Genomic DNA, 16394 nt, shown 5'->3' with positions numbered 1-16394 from the left:
GAGCCTACCGCTGAGGGCGGCCCGCGTGGCGAGAATCCTGCTGATCCATCGCCCCACCAATACCCCTAGGCGTATGCTGGTTCCGTGGGGCACCCAGGGGTCCCCGGTCCGTCGCCCGGACCGCGCCCCTGCCCCCGGCACGCAGCACCAACGATTCAAGGAGCAGCGCGATGACCATCACCACGATCGAGACCTCCAGCCTCGGGGACCGCTCCTACCTGATCGACGACGGCACCGTCGCCGCGGTCATCGACCCGCAGCGCGACATCGACCGTGCCCTCGCCGCCGCCGGCGAGCGCGGCGTGATGATCACCCACGTCCTCGAGACCCACATCCACAATGACTACGTAACCGGCGGCCTCGAGCTCTCCCGCGTGACCGGGGCCGAGTACGTCGTCTCTGCCCTCGATTCCGTCGGCTTCCCCCACCGGCCCGCGCACGACGGCGACGTCATCGAGACCGGGACGCTCCGCTTCCGCGCCATGCACACTCCCGGCCATACCCACCATCACCTCTCCTATGTGCTCCTCGACGGAACCGGCAGCCCCAGCGCGGTCTTCACCGGCGGGTCCATGCTGTATGGCTCTACCGGGCGCACCGACCTCCTCGGCGCGCAGCACACCACCGAGCTCACGCACGCGCAGTACCACTCGGTCCGCAAGCTCGCCGACGAGCTCCCCGAGCACACCGAGGTGTATCCCACCCACGGCTTCGGCAGCTTCTGCTCCGCCACCCCCACCAGCGGCGATTCCTCCACGATCGGCGAGCAGCGCGCCGTCAACCCCGCCCTCACCCAGGACGAGCAGGCCTACGTCGACGAACTGATCGCCGGGCTCGCCGACTACCCCGCCTACTACGCGCACATGGGCGTCATCAACAGCGAGGGCCCCTCCCCCATCGACCTGCGCATGCCCGAGCGTGTCGACCCGGCCACGCTGCGCCGACGCATCGATGCCGGCGAATGGGTCGTGGATCTCCGGCAGCGCCGCGCCTTCGCCGCCGGGCACCTCGCCGGGAGCATGGGGTTCGAGCTATCCACGAGCTTCGTCACCTACCTCGGGTGGCTCTACCGCTGGGGGGCGCCGATCACGCTGCTCGGCACCAGCACCCGCGACATCATGGACGCCCGCCGCGACCTCGCCCGCATCGGCATCGATAATGTCACCGGGTCCGCCACTGGACCCATCGAGCAGCTCGCCACCAGTGACCAGACATTGCGCGACTACCGCGTCGCGTCCTTCGCTGACGTGGCCAGCGCCCGCGCCGAGCGGCCGATCACCGTTCTCGACACGCGACTGTCCAACGAGCACGAAAGCGGTGCCATCCGGGGCGCGATCAACATTCCCCTGCATGAGCTGCTCGCCCGCCGCGAGGAAGTGCCCAGCGGCGAGGTCTGGGTGCACTGCCAGTCCGGCTACCGCGCCTCCGTCGCCGCATCGCTGCTCGACCAGCCCGGGCGCGAGATCGTGCTGATCGACGACGACTTCGACAACGCCCAAGCCAACGGTGGGTAGGCAGCCCTGGACGCGCGCCGACCCCACCAGAAAGCGCCACCCCTGCAAATTGGCAGGGGTGGCGCTTCCTGGTGGGGCGAGGAGCTAGCTGATCGCGGCGATCGCGGTACGCAGGCGGGTCCCCGCATCGCTCGCGACCTCCTCTAGGGCTTCCTTCCCGGTGACCGTGACCATGATGTCGGGGTTCATGGCCTCGACGACAACGGTGCCAGGCTTGTCGCGGTGGTCGCGCACGATGACGTTGCAGGGCAGCAGCAAGCCGATCTGCGCATCAGCGCTGACCGCCCGATGAGCCAGCGGCGGGTTGCACGCGCCAAGGATGAGGTAGTTCTCGATGTCCTTGTCGATCTTCTTCTTCAAGGTGGCCTTCATGTCGATCTCGGTGAGGATGCCGAAGCCCTGATCGGCCAGGGCTGCGCGGGTCTTCTCGACTGCCTCATCGAACGGCAGAGTGACTTCGGTGGTGATGCCTAGCTCCATGGTTTCCTCCTGGAAATATCGGCGTTGATCTCTTGCAGGTCGAACTTTCCGGCTCAGCCGTGCGCGAAGCTGACCTCCGGCAGCACCTTCGCCAGCCAGCGGGGGCAATACCATGCTGCATGCCCGGACAGGCGCAGCACCACCGGCAGCAGGATGAGACGGATCATCACCGCGTCGAGCAGCACGGCGAGGCCGAGGATGATGCCCATCTCCTTCGGTGGCAAGGGCTCGGCGAGCGCGAAGGTGAAGAACACCGCGACCATCACCGCCGCTGCCGCCATGATGACGCGCCCGGAATGGGCAAGCCCCTCGACCTTGGCCTGCACGGCGCTGCCCGTCCTCTCGTAGTGCTCCTTGGCGCTGGCGAGCAGGAACACGGTGTAGTCCATGGCGATGGCGAAGATCATCGCGAAGAAGAACACCGGCCCCCACCCATTGAGGAAGCCCTGCGGCTCGAAGCCGAGCAGGCTCGCGCCCACGCCGTCCTGGAAGATCAGCTTGGCGACGCCGAAGGCCGCTGCGGTGGAGAGCAGGCTGACGGCGGTGCCGATGAACGCGATCAGCGGCGCGCGCAGCGCGACGAGCAGCAGCAGGAACCCGAGGATCAGGATGATAGTGACGATCAGCGGGAACGCGTCGTTGAGCGCCTGCTGCAAGTCGAGGTTCTCGATGGCGGCCCCGCCGACCACGGCGTCGGCCGGGATGGCAGCGCGCAGGTCCGCGAGGATGGTGCCGAGCTGCTCGTCGGAGGGATCGACCGACGGCATGGCCTGGATCATGGCGTACCCGGAGCCGTCGGTGGCCGGCATCGCGGGGGTGACCATGGCAATGCCGTCGGTGCTCTCGGTGGCGGCGATGGTAGCGGCAGCATCAGCCTCGGGGACGACGATCTGCAGCATGCCGGGCGCGCCCTCGCCGAACTGCTCCTGCACGACGTTGTACCCCTCGCGGACCGGCGATGCCTCATCGACGACGTCGATGGACGGCATGGCGACCTTGAGGGAGAACACGGGAATGGCGAGCGCCACGAGCAACGCGACGGCACCGGCCGCGAAGGGCCAGGGATGCTTGTTGAGGATCTCGCCCCACCTAGCGAACAGGGGCGAGCGATGCTCCTGCTTCCTCGCATGCGGCAGCGCGAGCGCATTGACGCGGTTGCCGAGCTTGCCCATCACCGCGGGCAGCAGGGTCAGGGTGGCGAGCAGCACGAACGAGACCGCGAGCATGATGCCCACCGCCATGGTCCGCACCGCGGGGGCCTCCACGAGCAGCACCGCGGAGAGGCTGATGAGCACGGTGATGCCGGAGAGAAGCACGGCCTTGCCGGCCGTGTCCATGGTCTCGGCAACGGCTACGCGGGCGTCGGCGGTGCGCGTGAGGGCATCGCGGAACCTCGCGACGATGAAGAGCGCGTAGTCGATGCCGAGAGCGAGCGCGAACATCATCGCGAAGTTCATCGCCCACACCGAGATGGGGGTGGCCATGTTCAGCAGGACTAGCGCGCCCGCGGAGGCGACGAGACCGGCGAGGGTGAGCAGCAGCGGCAGGCCCGCAGCGACAACGGAGCCGAACGCGATGATCATGATGGTCAGCGTGACCGGCCAGGAGATCATCTCGGCCTTGATCATCGCGTCATGGTTGGCATGGTTGAAGTCGCTCCACAGCGCGCTCGAGCCAGTCGGGTAGATCTCGATGCCGTTGCCGGACAGCGCCGCCAGCTCGTCGAGCCGATCATCAACGGCCTTGACCATGTCATCGGTGCTGGCGTTGGCACCGGCGATGAGGATGCCGGTGCTGCCGTCGGGCGAGATGGTCATCCCGGGCTGCGGCGGGATGATCTCGGCGAAGCGCTCGTCACCCGCGAGGGTGTTGGTGACCTCGGTGATGACGGCTTGCACGTCCTCGTCGGCGATGTCCTTGCCAGGTGCGTTGATGACCACCTGCAGCGCGGATGCCGAGTTGCCGCCGAAGTGCTCGTTGGCGAGCTCGCGGGCCTGGACGGACTGGGAGTCGTTGGCCTGCCAGCCAGCCCCGGCGAGGGAGGTGAACACGGCGGGAGCGAAAGCGCCCAGCGCGCCGATGAGGATGACCCACGCGACGAGAACTGTGCTGGCGCGGTGGGTCATGGTGATGCCGAGCCGCCCGAGGGGGCCACTTCGGGGGATGGATGACGTCGGGCGTGCATCGGGAGGCGCGGCACCCTCAGCGGGCGTCGCGTCCTCGGTGCGGACCGTCACGATGGGTCACCTTTCTACAGTTCCGGGCAGCATGGGCAGATACCCCCACGGGTAATGCCCCAACACTCGACTATATACCCACTGGGGTATTCAGCAAGCCGGGGTGTGATCCATGCCAAGATCGACCCGCTCGGATCGCCCGATTCCCCGTGCGCGGCGTACCCTGGGGGGTATCCGATCCGGTACAGTCAAGGATCCCGCACAACGAAGGAGGCCGCGATGGACCCCGCAGACCCCAGCGCCGCCCTGATCCTCAACCGCCTCCGCCGCGCCCACGGCCAGCTCGCCGGCGTCATCTCGATGATCGAGAACGGCCGCGACTGCCGCGACGTGGTGACCCAGCTCGCCGCGGTCTCCCGCGCGCTCGACCGCGCCGGCTTCAAGATCGTCGCCACGAGCCTGCGCGAATGCCTCGTCAACGAGGGCAACGCCGAGAATGGCACCGCCAAGCCGCTCTCCGAGGACGAGCTCGAGAAGCTGTTCCTCACCCTCGCCTGAGCCTCGGCGGCCGACGCTGCTAGCGGCGACTGGTCGCTGGCGGAGGTTGCTGGTCGCTGGCGCTGCTGGCGGCGGTGGCTAGCGGCGGTGGCCGGCAAACGCACCCGATACCGTCAAACGCGATAGAAATCGCCCGGAAATCCCTGGCGTTTCTATCGCGTTTGCGGCATCTGCCCCGGTTCGCGTGGGAGACCTAGCTGTGGCCGGCAACCCAGCGCGCGCGGCGGTCTTTCCAGCGCTCGAGGGTGAGGCCGAGCTCCTCGTCCATGAAGCGGTAGAACTCGATGGTCTCCTCGAGCCGCCGCCCGCCTGCTCGCGTCGCTCCGATCTCGCGGGCACCCTCGGTGAGCAGCTCGATGTAGCGCTCGAGGAACGGCTTGCGCTGCGCCATGATCGTGCCCCACACATCATCGTCGTCGATCCGGTAGAAGTCCGAGCGCTCCCCCGGCTCCCTGCCGCGCGCGAGCAACCCGGCCTGGACGAGCTGGCGAACCGCCCCCGAGATCGCCGCCGGGCTCACGCGCAGGCCCTCCGCAAGATCGCGCGCGGTGTAGGTGTCGGCATCATCGGCGAGCACGTACGCGAAGACCCGGGCCGACATGCGGGGCATGCCGGACTCGCTCAGCAGGATCGCGAGCTTCTCGGTGAATCGCAGCACTGCCTCGTGGTTGTCCGCCTCGTCCATGCCCGCTCCTTGCTCGAACCGTTGACCGCCCGCTCCCCCGTTGCCGCCTCGGCGCCCCTTGGCACTATCGTAACAAGATTCATACTATTCACACTTTAGTGAATGCTGTGTATTATCGACACCATGACTGCGGCAATCGACATGCACAATGTCGTCAAGACCTTCGGCACCGTCCGCGCCCTCGACCACCTCGACCTGCACGTCGAGCCCGGCGAGGTCCACGGCTTCCTCGGCCCCAACGGCGCCGGGAAGTCCACCACCATCCGCATCCTCCTCGGCCTCCAGCGCGCCGACTCCGGCACCACCACCCTCCTCGGCAAGGATCCCTGGCGCGACGCCGTCCCCCTGCACCGCCGCCTCGCCTACGTTCCCGGCGACGTCGAGCTGTGGCCAAACCTCACCGGCGGCGAGGCCATCGACCTCCTCGCCCGCCTCCGCGGCGGGATCAACACCGCCCGCCGCGCCGCGCTCATCGAGCGATTCGACCTCGACCCCACCAAGAAGGGCCGCACCTACTCCAAGGGCAACCGGCAAAAAGTCGCCATCATCTCCGCCCTCGCCTCCGACGTCGACCTGCTCCTCCTCGACGCGCCCACCGCCGGGCTCGACCCCCTCATGGAGACCGTCTTCCAGGACTTCATCCACGAAGCCACCGGCCGTGGCACCACCGTGCTGCTCTCCAGCCACATCCTCGCCCAGGTCGAGAAGCTCTGCGACCGCATCAGCATCATCCGCCAGGGCAAGATCGTGCAGACCGGAACCCTCGACGACATGCGCCACCTCACCCGCACCACTGTCGAGGCGATCACCGACCAGCCCGCCGCCGGGCTCGCACGCCTCGACGGCGTCCACGACCTCACCGAGGAGCACGGAGGAATCCGCTTCTCCGTCGACGGCAACCACCTCGACACCGTCATGCGCGAGCTCGCCACCCTCGGCATCCGCGGCATCACCAGCCACCCGCCGACGCTCGAGGAACTGATGCTGCAGCACTACCAGAACGAGCTCACCAACGGAGCCACGGCATGACCACCACCCACGCGCCCGAGCGATCCCGCCACGCCCTCACCGGGACCTGGACGCTCACCCGACTGGCGCTGCGCCGCGACCGCATCCGGCTGCCCCTCTGGATCGCCGGGCTCACCCTCTTCACCCTCTCCAGCGTCTCGAGCTTCGAGCAGACCTACCCCACTGCCGCCGACCGCGACACCGTCGCGCGGCTCGCCGAGCTGCCCGCCATGATCGGCATGGTCGGTCGCAACTACCAGCCCGCCGACTACCACTTCGGCATCATGATTGGCCACCAGATGACCGTCATGACAGCGCTCATCTTCGGGCTCATGAGCATCCTGCAGCTCGTGCGCCACACGCGCGCGGAGGAAGAGGCAGGCCGCGCCGAGCTCGTCCGCTCCAATGTCGTCGGCCGCCACGCCACCCTCACCGCAGCGCTCATCATCGTCACCGGCACCAGCCTCATCGCCGGGCTTCTCACCGCGGCGGGGCTCGCCGCCACCGGCCTCGAGGGCATCACCCCCGTCGGGTCGCTCCTCTACGGCCTCAGCATCGCCGCCGCCGGAATCGTCTTCGCCGGCATCACCGCCATCACCGTCCAGATCACCGAGTTCGGACGCGGCGCCACCGGCCTAGCCCTCGCCACCCTCGGCATCGCCTACGTCCTGCGCGCCTTCGGCGACATCGGCGACAACAACAGCAGCTGGCTCTCGCCCCTCTACTGGGGCCAGGCATCCCGCCCCTACGCCACCGACCAGCGCTGGTGGCCACTCCTGCTCGCCCTCGGCATCGCCGCCGCCCTCATCGCCATCGGATACCGGCTCAGCACCCAGCGCGATGTCGGCGCCGGCCTGCGCGCCGCCCGCCGCGGAGCCGCCACCGCCAGCCCCCTCCTCGGCACGCCCCTCGGCCTCGCCAACCGGCTCCATCGCGCCTCCCTCATCGGCTGGACCATCGGCATGCTGCTCTTCGGAGCGTCCTACGGCATGCTCATCGACGGCATCGAGGACATGATCGAGCAGATCGCCGCCCTCGGCGACATCATCGCCCAGATCCCCGGATCCACCCTCGTCGACTCCTACGTCGCCATGCTCATCACCTTCCTGTCCATCGTCATCTCCGCCCAAGCCGTCCTCGCCGTCAACCGCATGCACAGCGAGGAAGCCGCGGGCCGCGCCGAACCCATCCTCGCCACCGGCGTCTCCCGCCAGCACTGGATGACCAGCCACCTCACCATCGCCCTCGGCTCCAGCGCCATCCTCGCCATCATCACCGCCATCGGCATGGGTGGCTCCGGCGCCCTCGTCACCGGCGACATCGGCTTCCTCACCAAAGTCCTCGGCGCCGCGCTCGCCCACATCCCCGCCATCTGGGTCGCCGTCGGTGTCGCCGCAGCCCTCTACGGCCTCGCCCCACGCCTGCTCGCCCTCGGCTGGATCGTCCCCGTATACGGCATCATCGTCGTCTACCTCGGCGGCATCCTCGGCTTCCCCGAATGGACCCACCGCTACTCCCCCTTCGGCTACATCCCCGACCTGCCCGCCGCCGACCTCGAATGGACACCACTGATCGCCCTCACCGCGATCGCCCTCTCCCTCGCCGCCGCCGGGATCGCCGGATTCCGCCGCCGCGACCTGGAATCGAAGTAGTTCCCCCTTTGCTCGAATCTGCCCCTCGCCCGAATCTGCGAGTGAAAGTCCACCAAAGCGCCCGATTTGCCGGGTTCTAATTGACTTTCGCTCGCAGATTTCGCCGGGGCGGGGCAAGGCGTCGCCCGGCCCCGCAGCCGTAGCACCAGCCGCACCGACGAAGTTGTCCACAAGCCGAGGATTGTCCACAGGAACGCTGCAGGAAGATGCGCGCGCCACCAGCTCCCGGCAGGCTGCATTGCCATGCCACCCTCACGAAACCCGCTACGCGGTGACCAGCTGCCCCGCGCGGTGGAGAATCTCCTCGCGGCGAACGACGGTCTGGTCCGCGTCGGCGAGGGCATCTCGCGCCAGCCCGCGCAACAGTTATGTTCGCGCGGTCTCCTTGCTCGCCTCGCGCAGGGTGCTTACGTCGATCCAGTGGTCTACCAGCGACTATCGGACTGGGAGCAGTTCGCCCTGGCTTCGCGCGCATTCGTGGGATCCGGGCTGCCAGGCTCCTACCTCGCAGGCTGGTCAGCGGCGCCGGTGAATGGGTTGCCCACGATGGGGAGGCCACCCCGGTTGCCGTTGGTCGTGCGTCCGGGCACGCGATTGAGCGGGGTGACGAAGTGCGCGTATGGCCGCACGCGTGTGGAACCAATTCCCGAGAATCGGCTGCGGCACTACGCTGGCGTGCCCGCGACGACGGTAGGGCATGCTGCGTGCACGATCGCCTTGTCGCCGCGCATGCCCGATGCGCTAGCGGTGGCGGATCAAGCGTTGCGCCGAGGCGCGAGCCTCACTGGCTGCATCAAGGATTTCCGGGGCCGGGCAGGGATCGAGCGGGCCCGCTGGGTGGCAGATCATGCATCGGGACTTGCGGAGTCACCGCTGGAATCCTTGGGCCGGTTCGCCGCCTACTTGGGCGGCTTGCCCGTTCCGGTTCCGAACGCGTGGGTCGGTGATACCAAGCCGCGGTTCCGGCTCGATGGATTGTGGCCGTACCACTGGGCAGGGTTCGAGGCCGACGGTGCCATCAAGTACAACGACCGGCCCGATGCCGCACGCATAGTCGCTGACCAGCAGGAACGGGAATGGTTTCTACGGCAGAAGCTCTCGCTCGACCTATGCCGTTACACCTGGCAGCACACGCGCGGCAACCCCGACGAGCTAGCGTCGAGGTTCGCTGGCCTGCTGGCCGCCAATCCCATGCGCGCGGAGCCGATCCGCTGGTGGAAGCACGATCCTGATCGTGGGCCGTTCGAGCCGTTGCCGGAGGACTGGCCGAGCCCTCATCCGCAGGATGCCCGGTTGCCGCCGCACTGGTGGACGGACCTCCGCTAGCGTCGGTGGCCTCGCCGGCATCAACATGCCGTAATGGCCAATGTCCGAGAGGGCACCAAACCGACTATCGAAGACATGGTCCACCGCCGCAGGGGCGCGTGAAGTCCTGGCGATTGGCTGGCGGCGCTCGTCCAACGCCCCCCAAAAAATCTGCGAGCGAGAGTCAACAAATCCCGCCCAAAAATCGGACACCTGTTGACTCTCGCTCGCAGATTCCCGCCGCCGCCGGAGCTGCACACCCCCGAGCGGCCACTGCCTCAGCCTCCCACAGCGTAGGGTTGAGGGGCGCACCCATTTCAAGCAGCGGGCACCTGCCCCTGCGGGAGGCGCGTGATACGCCTGATCGGTTACCGACTCAGGCAGTCAGGAAGCTTCTCATGAGCCAGACACTCGCTCCCACCAAAGCCACTGCCACGGACACGGAAATAGCTGGCGAATCACGCCCCGACACGTGCGATATGTGCGGCCACTCCAGCGCCACTCACGATGCGATCGCCTCGCGCTACTGCCGCGCCACCCGCGAGCACACGCTGCACCGTGGATGTATCTGCCCCGGCTGACCCACCACGGTTGATCGACCACGGCTGATCCGCTCCGGTTGATCGACCACGGCAGGGCAGAGCGAACAACTCCTCGCACCCATGCGCGGTGAACTACGATCCTGGCCATGTCCAGCATCGAGCCCGCGCGCGAATCCACATCGGGCGCGCTGATCACCGGCACTGGGGCACTGTTCCTGTTCCTGCTGCTGCGACTACTGGCCGTCTGCGACTACAACTGGAACGTCGCGTTCGCCGTTATCCACACCGTTGACCTCAATGAAGGCTTCGGCATCCTTGTCGGAACGCTCATGGGCGAACCACTCTTCACCGGCATCGCACTCGCCCTCATCGCCCCGCTGCCTCTGCTCCGGCTGCTCTGGCCAGGCAGTGCCACGCACCGAGGAAGCGCGCTCGTACTGATCGCGGTAGTCACCACCGCTTACGCATCGCTGCTGGTCACCTACCAGCAATGGTGGCTGCTCGCGATCACCGCCGCCGTCACACTCACCCTCGTTGGCCTGCACCGATGGCGCCGCCATGGACGCCTGCACCAGGCCGGAACGCTCCTCCTGCGCCGCGCCTGGCTCATCACCGGGCTCCTCGTGCTCGTGCTCGCCGCACTGGTGCGGACGCCCTGGGTGCCGCTTGAGCACATCACCCTGACCGATCGAACCGAAGACGGCTATGTCATGGAAACCTCGCCCGGCTTCCTCAAGATCCTCACTGCCGAGGACCGCGAATTCCTCATCATCCCCACCGATGAGGTGACGGCCCGCGAGGAGAAACACGTCGACTAGGGCTCTGGCCGCAATGGCCCACAGGGGCCTCCGCTGACAAGGACGGTTCGCAGCCATGCACGGATGAGCGACCCGATCATGCAGTGAGCCGGACAGCGGGCAACGCGCCTTCCTGGGGCATCCTCACCGACATCCAGATCAACGACGGCGCGATGCTCCCGTCCGCCGAGCCACCTTTCAAGATCCAGATGCAGCACTACGCGCTTCTCGTGGACGACGGCCGCGGAGTGTACTTCCGCGCCCCCGCCGGCCACGGAATCGAGCTCATCACCCACCCGTACTTCTAGCTGTCAGGCTGATCCCCATCGCTCGTGCCGCCTCCGATGGGGATCAGCTCGAACACCACCGCAGCCTCGGTGCCCAGCTGCACGCCGCCATGCATGAGGATCTCCTGCATCATCTCCAACGACCGATCGTCTGGGCCGAGGCCCCGCAAGTACTCCTGATGCTCCTGCAATGACGCGACCGCTTCGTGCACGAACGCGCTCACGTCCACGCCATGCGTCGAGACGGGCGATGTACACGCTGCCACCCAGCGCACACCGCCCGCCTCCTGCGCAGCAGAAACAATCGCTGAACCCGCATTGACATGATCCGACGAGTTCGCGAAATCCCCGCCCGGCCAACGATCGCGGAAGTTCAACGTCACGATCAGCTCCGCCTGGTACTCGCGCATCACGGCGACCAGATCGGCACGCAACTCCGGTGAATTCTCCAGGACGAAGTCCGGGTACCGCAGGAAACGCACATCCGACACCCCCACCCGCGCCGCGCTCGCGATCTGCTCCTTCTCGCGCAACGGTCCACACACAGCGGGATCCATCCCCTCGATGCCCTGCTCGCCGCTCGTGATCATCACATAGGAAACCGACTTGCCCTCCCGGACCCACCGGGCTATCGCAGCGGCGGCGCCGTACTCAACATCATCCCGATGAGCAACAATCGCCAGCGCACGCGACCAATCGTTCGGAAAAGGCTTCATGGCTTCAAGTGTGGCGTAGCGGGGCAGGGTTCGGGGGCGACTCAGGCGTCGTACTCCTCGCTATCCTCGAAGTAGTGCCACTCCCCCTCATCATCCTTCACCTCGGCCCGCCAACCGAGCTCACCCTTGCGCGGCTCATGATTGCGAAACCACGTCACCGCGTCCTCCGCGCTAGCGAAATCCCCCGTGTCCGAAACATCGCCCGCCGGATCGAGAATCCGATAGGTCGCCATTAGCAAGCACCTCCTGGTTGTCGGTCACACGGAGGCTTCCCGGCGTCGCGGGTTTCAAACACGGGGGTTGGGTTGGTGGGGGTGGGGACCACGGCGGACGCCGCTATGCAGGGCGTAGTCGCACAGCGCCAATGGCTTTGTCATGCCGCGCTCTTGAGGAGGGTGCTGATTGGCGTCCTGGAGGATTGGAGAAGTCGATTACCCCGTTGCTTGTTGAGACCCAATCTCTGCCCCGAAGCCGGGAGTCAGCCCACAGCCTTCTTGACGAGCGCAGCGATGGCTTCCTCAGCCTTGTCATCCAACTCGGCCACTGCGTAGGAGGTTGGCCAGAAACCACCCTCGTCGAGGTTGGCGTCGGGGGTGAAGCCGAAAGTGGAGTACCGGTCTTTGTCATCCTGGCCGCTGCGGAAGAAGCACACGACCGTGCCCTTACTCGCATATGCGGGCTGCCCGTACCAGAGCTTCGGGGACAGTTCCGGGGCGTTGCCGGTGACGAGCTGGTGGATTCGCTCGGCCAACGATCGGTCAGGTTCGGCCATCTGCTCGATCTTCTCAAGCAGGTCCGCTTCGTCGGCAGCTGCCTTCTTGCCTCGCCCACGGCTTGCTTCCTTCTTAAGCTCGGCGCCGCGTTGCTTCATCGCTTCGCGCTCTTGCGCGGAGAAGCCCTCTGTAGCCATCGTCGTTTCCCTCCTAGCCTTGATTCATTCGGTGAGGGTGACGGTAGTCCGGTCGAGATTCGCGCACAGCATGACACGTGGGTTGGCTCCGCCGATTGGCTGTCGGCATGCGCGAGCGCGGCCTTGGCCACGGGCCTTCGCCGCGGTCGGCTGCGACCTGCTTATGCACTTCAATCCTGCTCTATTGGCTATTCCCTCGGCACAGGCCGGAAGCTCGCAGGGGTCACTCCGCCTTGGGAAACATTTCATGAGGCCTAGTAGAGAGAACCGGCTTAACACGCTCGCTTAAACGGAGCTACCAGTCGCCGGAGGTTTCGACGAATGCGGCTCCCCCTCACTCCGACACCTGCTTGACGATGCAGTCGCTGGTCACGTCCCGATACGTATCGATCACCACGTCCACAGGGATATCGTGGGGCACGAAGTACTCCGTCAGGATGCGCGTCAACGTCGTATGCCCGATAGCCGGATCATCGGTGGGATTGACCAGCGCGAGCGCCTCCTCGTACGGCATCAGCCCGTCCTCGCTACGGAACGGATCCAGGATCGGCGAGGTCGGCAGCAGGGCGAACAGGGCATTCGGTCGCTTGGCGAGGTACTCCTCGTTGACTGCCGCGATCGCATACAGGAGATAGTCATCGGTGATCCGTTGCTCGCCGTCACGGGTGTCCTGCATCGCCTCGGCAAACCCGTATCGCAGCGGACGGTCGTGGAAGCCCACGGAGGTCAGGTAGTGCACCATGGTTTCATCGATCTTCTCGTAGCCACGCGTCCCGCCCTGCGGATGGTTATTCCGCACGAGCGCTTCCTCTAGCGGCAAGAGATTCCCCGATTCATCCAGATAGCTAGCAAAGTCGCTGTTGAACTGACCTAGTCCTTCAGTCTCCTGCACGTACAAAACTAGATTGTAGGTCAATAAAGTGAAATCTCCTGGGTACGATATGCACGCGCGATCGAACGCCACCTCAGCCGCCGGTGGACCCTCGGCACAAGCAGTGGCTAGCAACACAGTGGATAGAGTCGCACAAGCGATTCCTGACCAACGCATATTGATCTGCACTTTCATCTCGGCGCCTCTAGATCATCTTTCGTGGTTCTGATCTTGCTAATGAATTCGCTAACTTCATGACCCTGATCGTCGAGGGCAAAGTAGATATTTTCCTCAAATTTATCAGCTTTTGCTGACTCGCTCGACCGTGCGTTCTCCACGAATAAAGCATCATCGTAGGGCAGGAATGCGCCATCGGCACCGCGATACTTGTCGACGCGCTCGTCGGCCTCCAGCGCTCCGCGCGCATCGAGCGACACAAGGAGGTTGTAGTAGTGGCGGGCGTCGACATGGTTGGAGCGCGCTCCGGTCTCGATATCCATGGGCTCGACATTGGGCACGCTGTGGCTGGAATAGCCATCGGCCAGCAGGGAGGTAGCCCCGCCCATGGCAGGCCCGGCGTAGGGCAGGAACGACAATACCGAGCCGGTGATCGTGCCTGTTCGCTCGATCGCGGCGCGCTGCGCATCCACGGCTTCCTGCCGGTCAGCGTTGCGATCTTCGACTTCGCCCAGGTATCCCTCCACGACGTACTCCTGGAGCCTGCCGACCACGCCTCCGAGCGAGATCAAGGACTGATCCTCGTAGAGCATGCTGGCGACGTAGCGATCCTCGATTTCCTTGATGGCCATGTACACGCTGCCGTTCCAGTCCTCGGCCACTTCTGGGTTGCTGTCGATGACCGAGAACAGGCGCATGGAATCCTCCTCGACCATGTCCGAGAATCCTCGGGTGGTGAGCAATCCTTGTTCGATGAGTCCGATGTTGGCGATGTACGGCGTCAATGCGTTCGCTATGGTGCGCGTCATGCTGGGGTCGTGCTGGCCGAGGGATTGCCCGTCGCGATCGGGCAGATTGAGGAATGCGTTGTGATTGTTGCCGTTGATTCCGGAGCCATCGGAGGAAATGGCGCTCGCGAGGCCGAATGCCGCTTCCCCGGCTCGTTGCGCTGTGTCCAGGTTGGGCGATGTCGCGTCGTCCTGGATCCAGTCGATCAGCTTTTCTGCTGGCTCGCCGCCTTCGAGGAGCAGCCAGCCAACAGCCGTATCGCGGTCGTATCCGAGCAGTTCGCGCCCATCGCTGTAGACGCCGGTGAGGATCGCGGCGGAGGAATCCTCATTGCGAGTGCCGATCTCGGTGAAGGTGTGCGCTATCCCGTCATACTCGCCGCGCATGGGATAGGGGTTTGTCCTTGGTTCGAGGACATGATGCTCGGCCTCGTATCCGAGGACGTGGAAGTCCGCGGCCCTGTCGACAAGATGAGCACCGAGTTCCTCACCCGGCGTATATGTGGCATCCGAAGCTTCGAGAAGGTCGGCGAAGTCCCTGAGCGCCGTCATTTCGCTCGCGCCGGGATAGCGGTCCGCATCGCGGTTCCAATGGATGAGCTCCTGCAGATCGTCCGGGAGCTGATCGAATCCACCTGGTCCGCGGATTTCACCGACTGCGATGCCGGTGCCGACGTTCTCGTTCGACACTGTCAGGAGAGCGTTCGCCAGCGAGGTCTGGTGCGCTGCGCCCACCTCGGTTCCCCCATCGGCGTAGTGCCTGCTGAGCGCGAGGAGACCATTCATGCCCGCGTGCTCGACAAAGTTGTTCATGAACATCAGTTGGTCAGGCGAAGCTGCGACTGGCTCGCCCGCTGCGAGAGCCTCCAGCTGCCGAGGCGTGAGGCCAACCTCCTCGAGGTGCTCGCCGATGCTCCGAGCAAGCTCGGTGGGGATGCGCCCATAGATGCTGTCGTAGGGGATGTTGGTGGTGATGGCCGCAGCGAGGGCACCCCCAAGCCTGGCTCCCTCTCCTGAGTCATGTCCCGAGTTCTGCGGCATGGCCTGCCCGAACTCGTCGATGAACGCGTCAAGCCGTGCCGCCAAGGCATCGTCCTGGGCCGTGAGATCACCGACGAGATGATTGATCCGGGTCTGCCAGGCAGTGACCACGCCCTTATCGACGTCCGCGAGCGCTTGGACCTGCCAGGAATCAGTGACCGTCGCGGACTGCGCGCCGATCTCGCGGACGAGATCCTGCAGGGCCGCGCATGTCGAACCGAGCGTGAAATGCGCGCGCTTGATGTCCTCGGCGACGTCCTCGATCATCGTCGCGATCGTGCGGGTCTGCTGCCATTCGTCGGCCGCGCGCTCCCCTGCTGCAGTGCTGGCATCCCCCTCCCACGCCTCGGTGAGCTGCGTGAACTTCTCGTTCATGGCCTTGCCGCTGCTGAACAGCGCGCCACCGGCGTTGTCGATCGCTTCGGCGTGCCGGGGGATCGAGTCCATGCGCCACTGCATTACTACGGCACGAGTGATCATGAGCCGCCACCGAACGAGCCGAGATCAGCGGTGAAGCGGTCCTCGGTGAGGTCGTAGTCCTCCGCCGTGCCGTGCGCCAGGTCGCCCAACGCATGCGCCCTATCTGCGATGATCTGGATCGCCTGGTCGATCAGTCCCGCCGCATAAGGAACAGAGGCTGCGCTCGATGACCCGGGCAGGTCCGCCGCGAGTGCGCCCAGCCCAGCCGCTGGATCGAGGCCCTCGACCGTGGTCGCATGGTCACGGAACCTGCCAGCGACCAGCCGCAGGAACTCCGGCTCGACGTGCAGCACGCCCGCACTGCCCTCGGCGGCAACGGGACGACGCTCCTCCCCATGCATCGGCGCGGTCACGATTGATCCCCCTGTTTAGATCCCCTTGTTTGGCTCAAGAGATTGGACGTGCT

The 16394-nt window shown here is 65.9% G+C and carries 17 protein-coding genes; 8 read left to right on the top strand and 9 right to left on the bottom strand.

All coding sequences use genetic code 11. The annotated features are described in order from the left end of the window. Positions 1–170: 170 nt before the first annotated feature. Complete coding sequence (locus HT102_RS06500) at positions 171–1514, top strand: MBL fold metallo-hydrolase (protein ID WP_192038596.1); 1344 nt, start codon at positions 171–173, stop codon at positions 1512–1514. An 84-nt stretch (positions 1515–1598) separates the two neighbouring features. On the opposite strand, the gene HT102_RS06495 is transcribed toward HT102_RS06500, so the two are convergent. Next, the gene (locus HT102_RS06495; RefSeq protein ID WP_192038595.1) at positions 1599–1994 is read right to left on the bottom strand and encodes a DUF302 domain-containing protein; all 396 of its coding nucleotides are present in this window, start codon (positions 1992–1994) and stop codon (positions 1599–1601) included. Between the two features lie 53 nt (positions 1995–2047). Then, positions 2048–4120 carry an MMPL family transporter gene (locus HT102_RS06490; protein WP_192038823.1) on the bottom strand — a complete coding sequence of 691 codons (2073 nt, stop codon included), beginning with the start codon at positions 4118–4120 and terminating at the stop codon, positions 2048–2050. A 330-nt stretch (positions 4121–4450) separates the two neighbouring features. Between HT102_RS06490 and HT102_RS06485 the strand changes: the two genes are divergently transcribed. Next, positions 4451–4729 (top strand): metal-sensitive transcriptional regulator, encoded by a 279-nt coding sequence (locus HT102_RS06485; protein ID WP_149361058.1) that lies wholly within the window; start codon positions 4451–4453, stop codon positions 4727–4729. Between the two features lie 193 nt (positions 4730–4922). On the opposite strand, the gene HT102_RS06480 is transcribed toward HT102_RS06485, so the two are convergent. Further along, complete coding sequence (locus HT102_RS06480) at positions 4923–5414, bottom strand: GbsR/MarR family transcriptional regulator (RefSeq protein ID WP_192038594.1); 492 nt, start codon at positions 5412–5414, stop codon at positions 4923–4925. Between the two features lie 123 nt (positions 5415–5537). Here HT102_RS06480 and HT102_RS06475 point away from each other — a divergent pair, with 123 nt between their 5' ends. The 6 genes from HT102_RS06475 (at position 5538) to HT102_RS06455 (ending at position 11026) form a co-directional block, all read left to right on the top strand. Further along, the gene (locus HT102_RS06475) at positions 5538–6443 is read left to right on the top strand and encodes an ABC transporter ATP-binding protein (RefSeq protein WP_192038593.1); all 906 of its coding nucleotides are present in this window, start codon (positions 5538–5540) and stop codon (positions 6441–6443) included. Then, entirely contained in the window at positions 6440–8074 is a 1635-nt protein-coding gene (locus HT102_RS06470; protein ID WP_192038592.1) for an ABC transporter permease, read from the top strand. Before HT102_RS06475 ends, HT102_RS06470 begins: the two co-directional genes overlap by 4 nt. A 243-nt stretch (positions 8075–8317) precedes the next feature. Then, positions 8318–9400 (top strand): type IV toxin-antitoxin system AbiEi family antitoxin domain-containing protein, encoded by a 1083-nt coding sequence (locus HT102_RS06465; protein WP_192038591.1) that lies wholly within the window; start codon positions 8318–8320, stop codon positions 9398–9400. A 377-nt stretch (positions 9401–9777) separates the two neighbouring features. Next, positions 9778–9960, top strand: coding sequence for an RGCVC family protein (locus tag HT102_RS16415; RefSeq protein WP_225443330.1), 183 nt, complete (start codon positions 9778–9780; stop codon positions 9958–9960). A 107-nt stretch (positions 9961–10067) separates the two neighbouring features. Then, a complete protein-coding gene (locus tag HT102_RS06460; protein ID WP_192038590.1) occupies positions 10068–10739 on the top strand; it encodes a hypothetical protein in 672 nt (223 codons plus the stop codon). An 83-nt stretch (positions 10740–10822) separates the two neighbouring features. After that, positions 10823–11026, top strand: a complete 204-nt coding sequence (locus HT102_RS06455) for a VOC family protein (RefSeq protein ID WP_192038589.1) — start codon at positions 10823–10825, stop codon at positions 11024–11026. On the opposite strand, the gene HT102_RS06450 is transcribed toward HT102_RS06455, so the two are convergent. The 6 genes from HT102_RS06450 to HT102_RS06425 form a co-directional block, all read right to left on the bottom strand. Next, entirely contained in the window at positions 11023–11721 is a 699-nt protein-coding gene (locus tag HT102_RS06450) for a PIG-L deacetylase family protein (RefSeq protein ID WP_192038588.1), read from the bottom strand. The genes HT102_RS06455 and HT102_RS06450 overlap by 4 nt on opposite strands. Before the next feature lie 41 nt (positions 11722–11762). After that, positions 11763–11954, bottom strand: coding sequence for a hypothetical protein (locus HT102_RS06445; RefSeq protein ID WP_192038587.1), 192 nt, complete (start codon positions 11952–11954; stop codon positions 11763–11765). A gap of 245 nt (positions 11955–12199) precedes the next feature. Beyond that, a complete protein-coding gene (locus HT102_RS06440) occupies positions 12200–12631 on the bottom strand; it encodes a DUF1801 domain-containing protein (RefSeq protein WP_192038586.1) in 432 nt (143 codons plus the stop codon). A 334-nt stretch (positions 12632–12965) separates the two neighbouring features. Beyond that, positions 12966–13430, bottom strand: a complete 465-nt coding sequence (locus HT102_RS06435; RefSeq protein ID WP_192038585.1) for a hypothetical protein — start codon at positions 13428–13430, stop codon at positions 12966–12968. A 263-nt stretch (positions 13431–13693) separates the two neighbouring features. Next, positions 13694–15988 (bottom strand): TPR repeat region-containing protein, encoded by a 2295-nt coding sequence (locus HT102_RS06430; RefSeq protein ID WP_192038584.1) that lies wholly within the window; start codon positions 15986–15988, stop codon positions 13694–13696. After that, positions 15985–16341, bottom strand: coding sequence for a hypothetical protein (locus tag HT102_RS06425; protein WP_192038583.1), 357 nt, complete (start codon positions 16339–16341; stop codon positions 15985–15987). The genes HT102_RS06430 and HT102_RS06425 overlap by 4 nt, the downstream gene beginning before the upstream one ends. Positions 16342–16394: the final 53 nt, after the last annotated feature.

This window comes from Lolliginicoccus lacisalsi, from assembly GCF_014841105.1.
GTDB classification, from domain to species: Bacteria; Actinomycetota; Actinomycetes; order Mycobacteriales; family Mycobacteriaceae; genus Lolliginicoccus; species Lolliginicoccus lacisalsi.
This window is presented reverse-complemented; position numbering and strand designations above follow the sequence as displayed.

Coding starts and splice junctions, on each gene's coding strand:
- HT102_RS06445 (WP_192038587.1), bottom strand. CDS start 11,954: ATGGCGACCTATCGGATTCTCGATCCGGCGGGCGATGTTTCGGACACG.
- HT102_RS06470 (WP_192038592.1), top strand. CDS start 6,440: ATGACCACCACCCACGCGCCCGAGCGATCCCGCCACGCCCTCACCGGG.
- HT102_RS06450 (WP_192038588.1), bottom strand. CDS start 11,721: ATGAAGCCTTTTCCGAACGATTGGTCGCGTGCGCTGGCGATTGTTGCT.
- HT102_RS06500 (WP_192038596.1), top strand. CDS start 171: ATGACCATCACCACGATCGAGACCTCCAGCCTCGGGGACCGCTCCTAC.
- HT102_RS06485 (WP_149361058.1), top strand. CDS start 4,451: ATGGACCCCGCAGACCCCAGCGCCGCCCTGATCCTCAACCGCCTCCGC.
- HT102_RS06495 (WP_192038595.1), bottom strand. CDS start 1,994: ATGGAGCTAGGCATCACCACCGAAGTCACTCTGCCGTTCGATGAGGCA.
- HT102_RS06460 (WP_192038590.1), top strand. CDS start 10,068: ATGTCCAGCATCGAGCCCGCGCGCGAATCCACATCGGGCGCGCTGATC.
- HT102_RS06430 (WP_192038584.1), bottom strand. CDS start 15,988: ATGATCACTCGTGCCGTAGTAATGCAGTGGCGCATGGACTCGATCCCC.
- HT102_RS06475 (WP_192038593.1), top strand. CDS start 5,538: ATGACTGCGGCAATCGACATGCACAATGTCGTCAAGACCTTCGGCACC.
- HT102_RS06440 (WP_192038586.1), bottom strand. CDS start 12,631: ATGGCTACAGAGGGCTTCTCCGCGCAAGAGCGCGAAGCGATGAAGCAA.
- HT102_RS16415 (WP_225443330.1), top strand. CDS start 9,778: ATGAGCCAGACACTCGCTCCCACCAAAGCCACTGCCACGGACACGGAA.
- HT102_RS06490 (WP_192038823.1), bottom strand. CDS start 4,120: ATGACCCACCGCGCCAGCACAGTTCTCGTCGCGTGGGTCATCCTCATC.
- HT102_RS06480 (WP_192038594.1), bottom strand. CDS start 5,414: ATGGACGAGGCGGACAACCACGAGGCAGTGCTGCGATTCACCGAGAAG.
- HT102_RS06465 (WP_192038591.1), top strand. CDS start 8,318: ATGCCACCCTCACGAAACCCGCTACGCGGTGACCAGCTGCCCCGCGCG.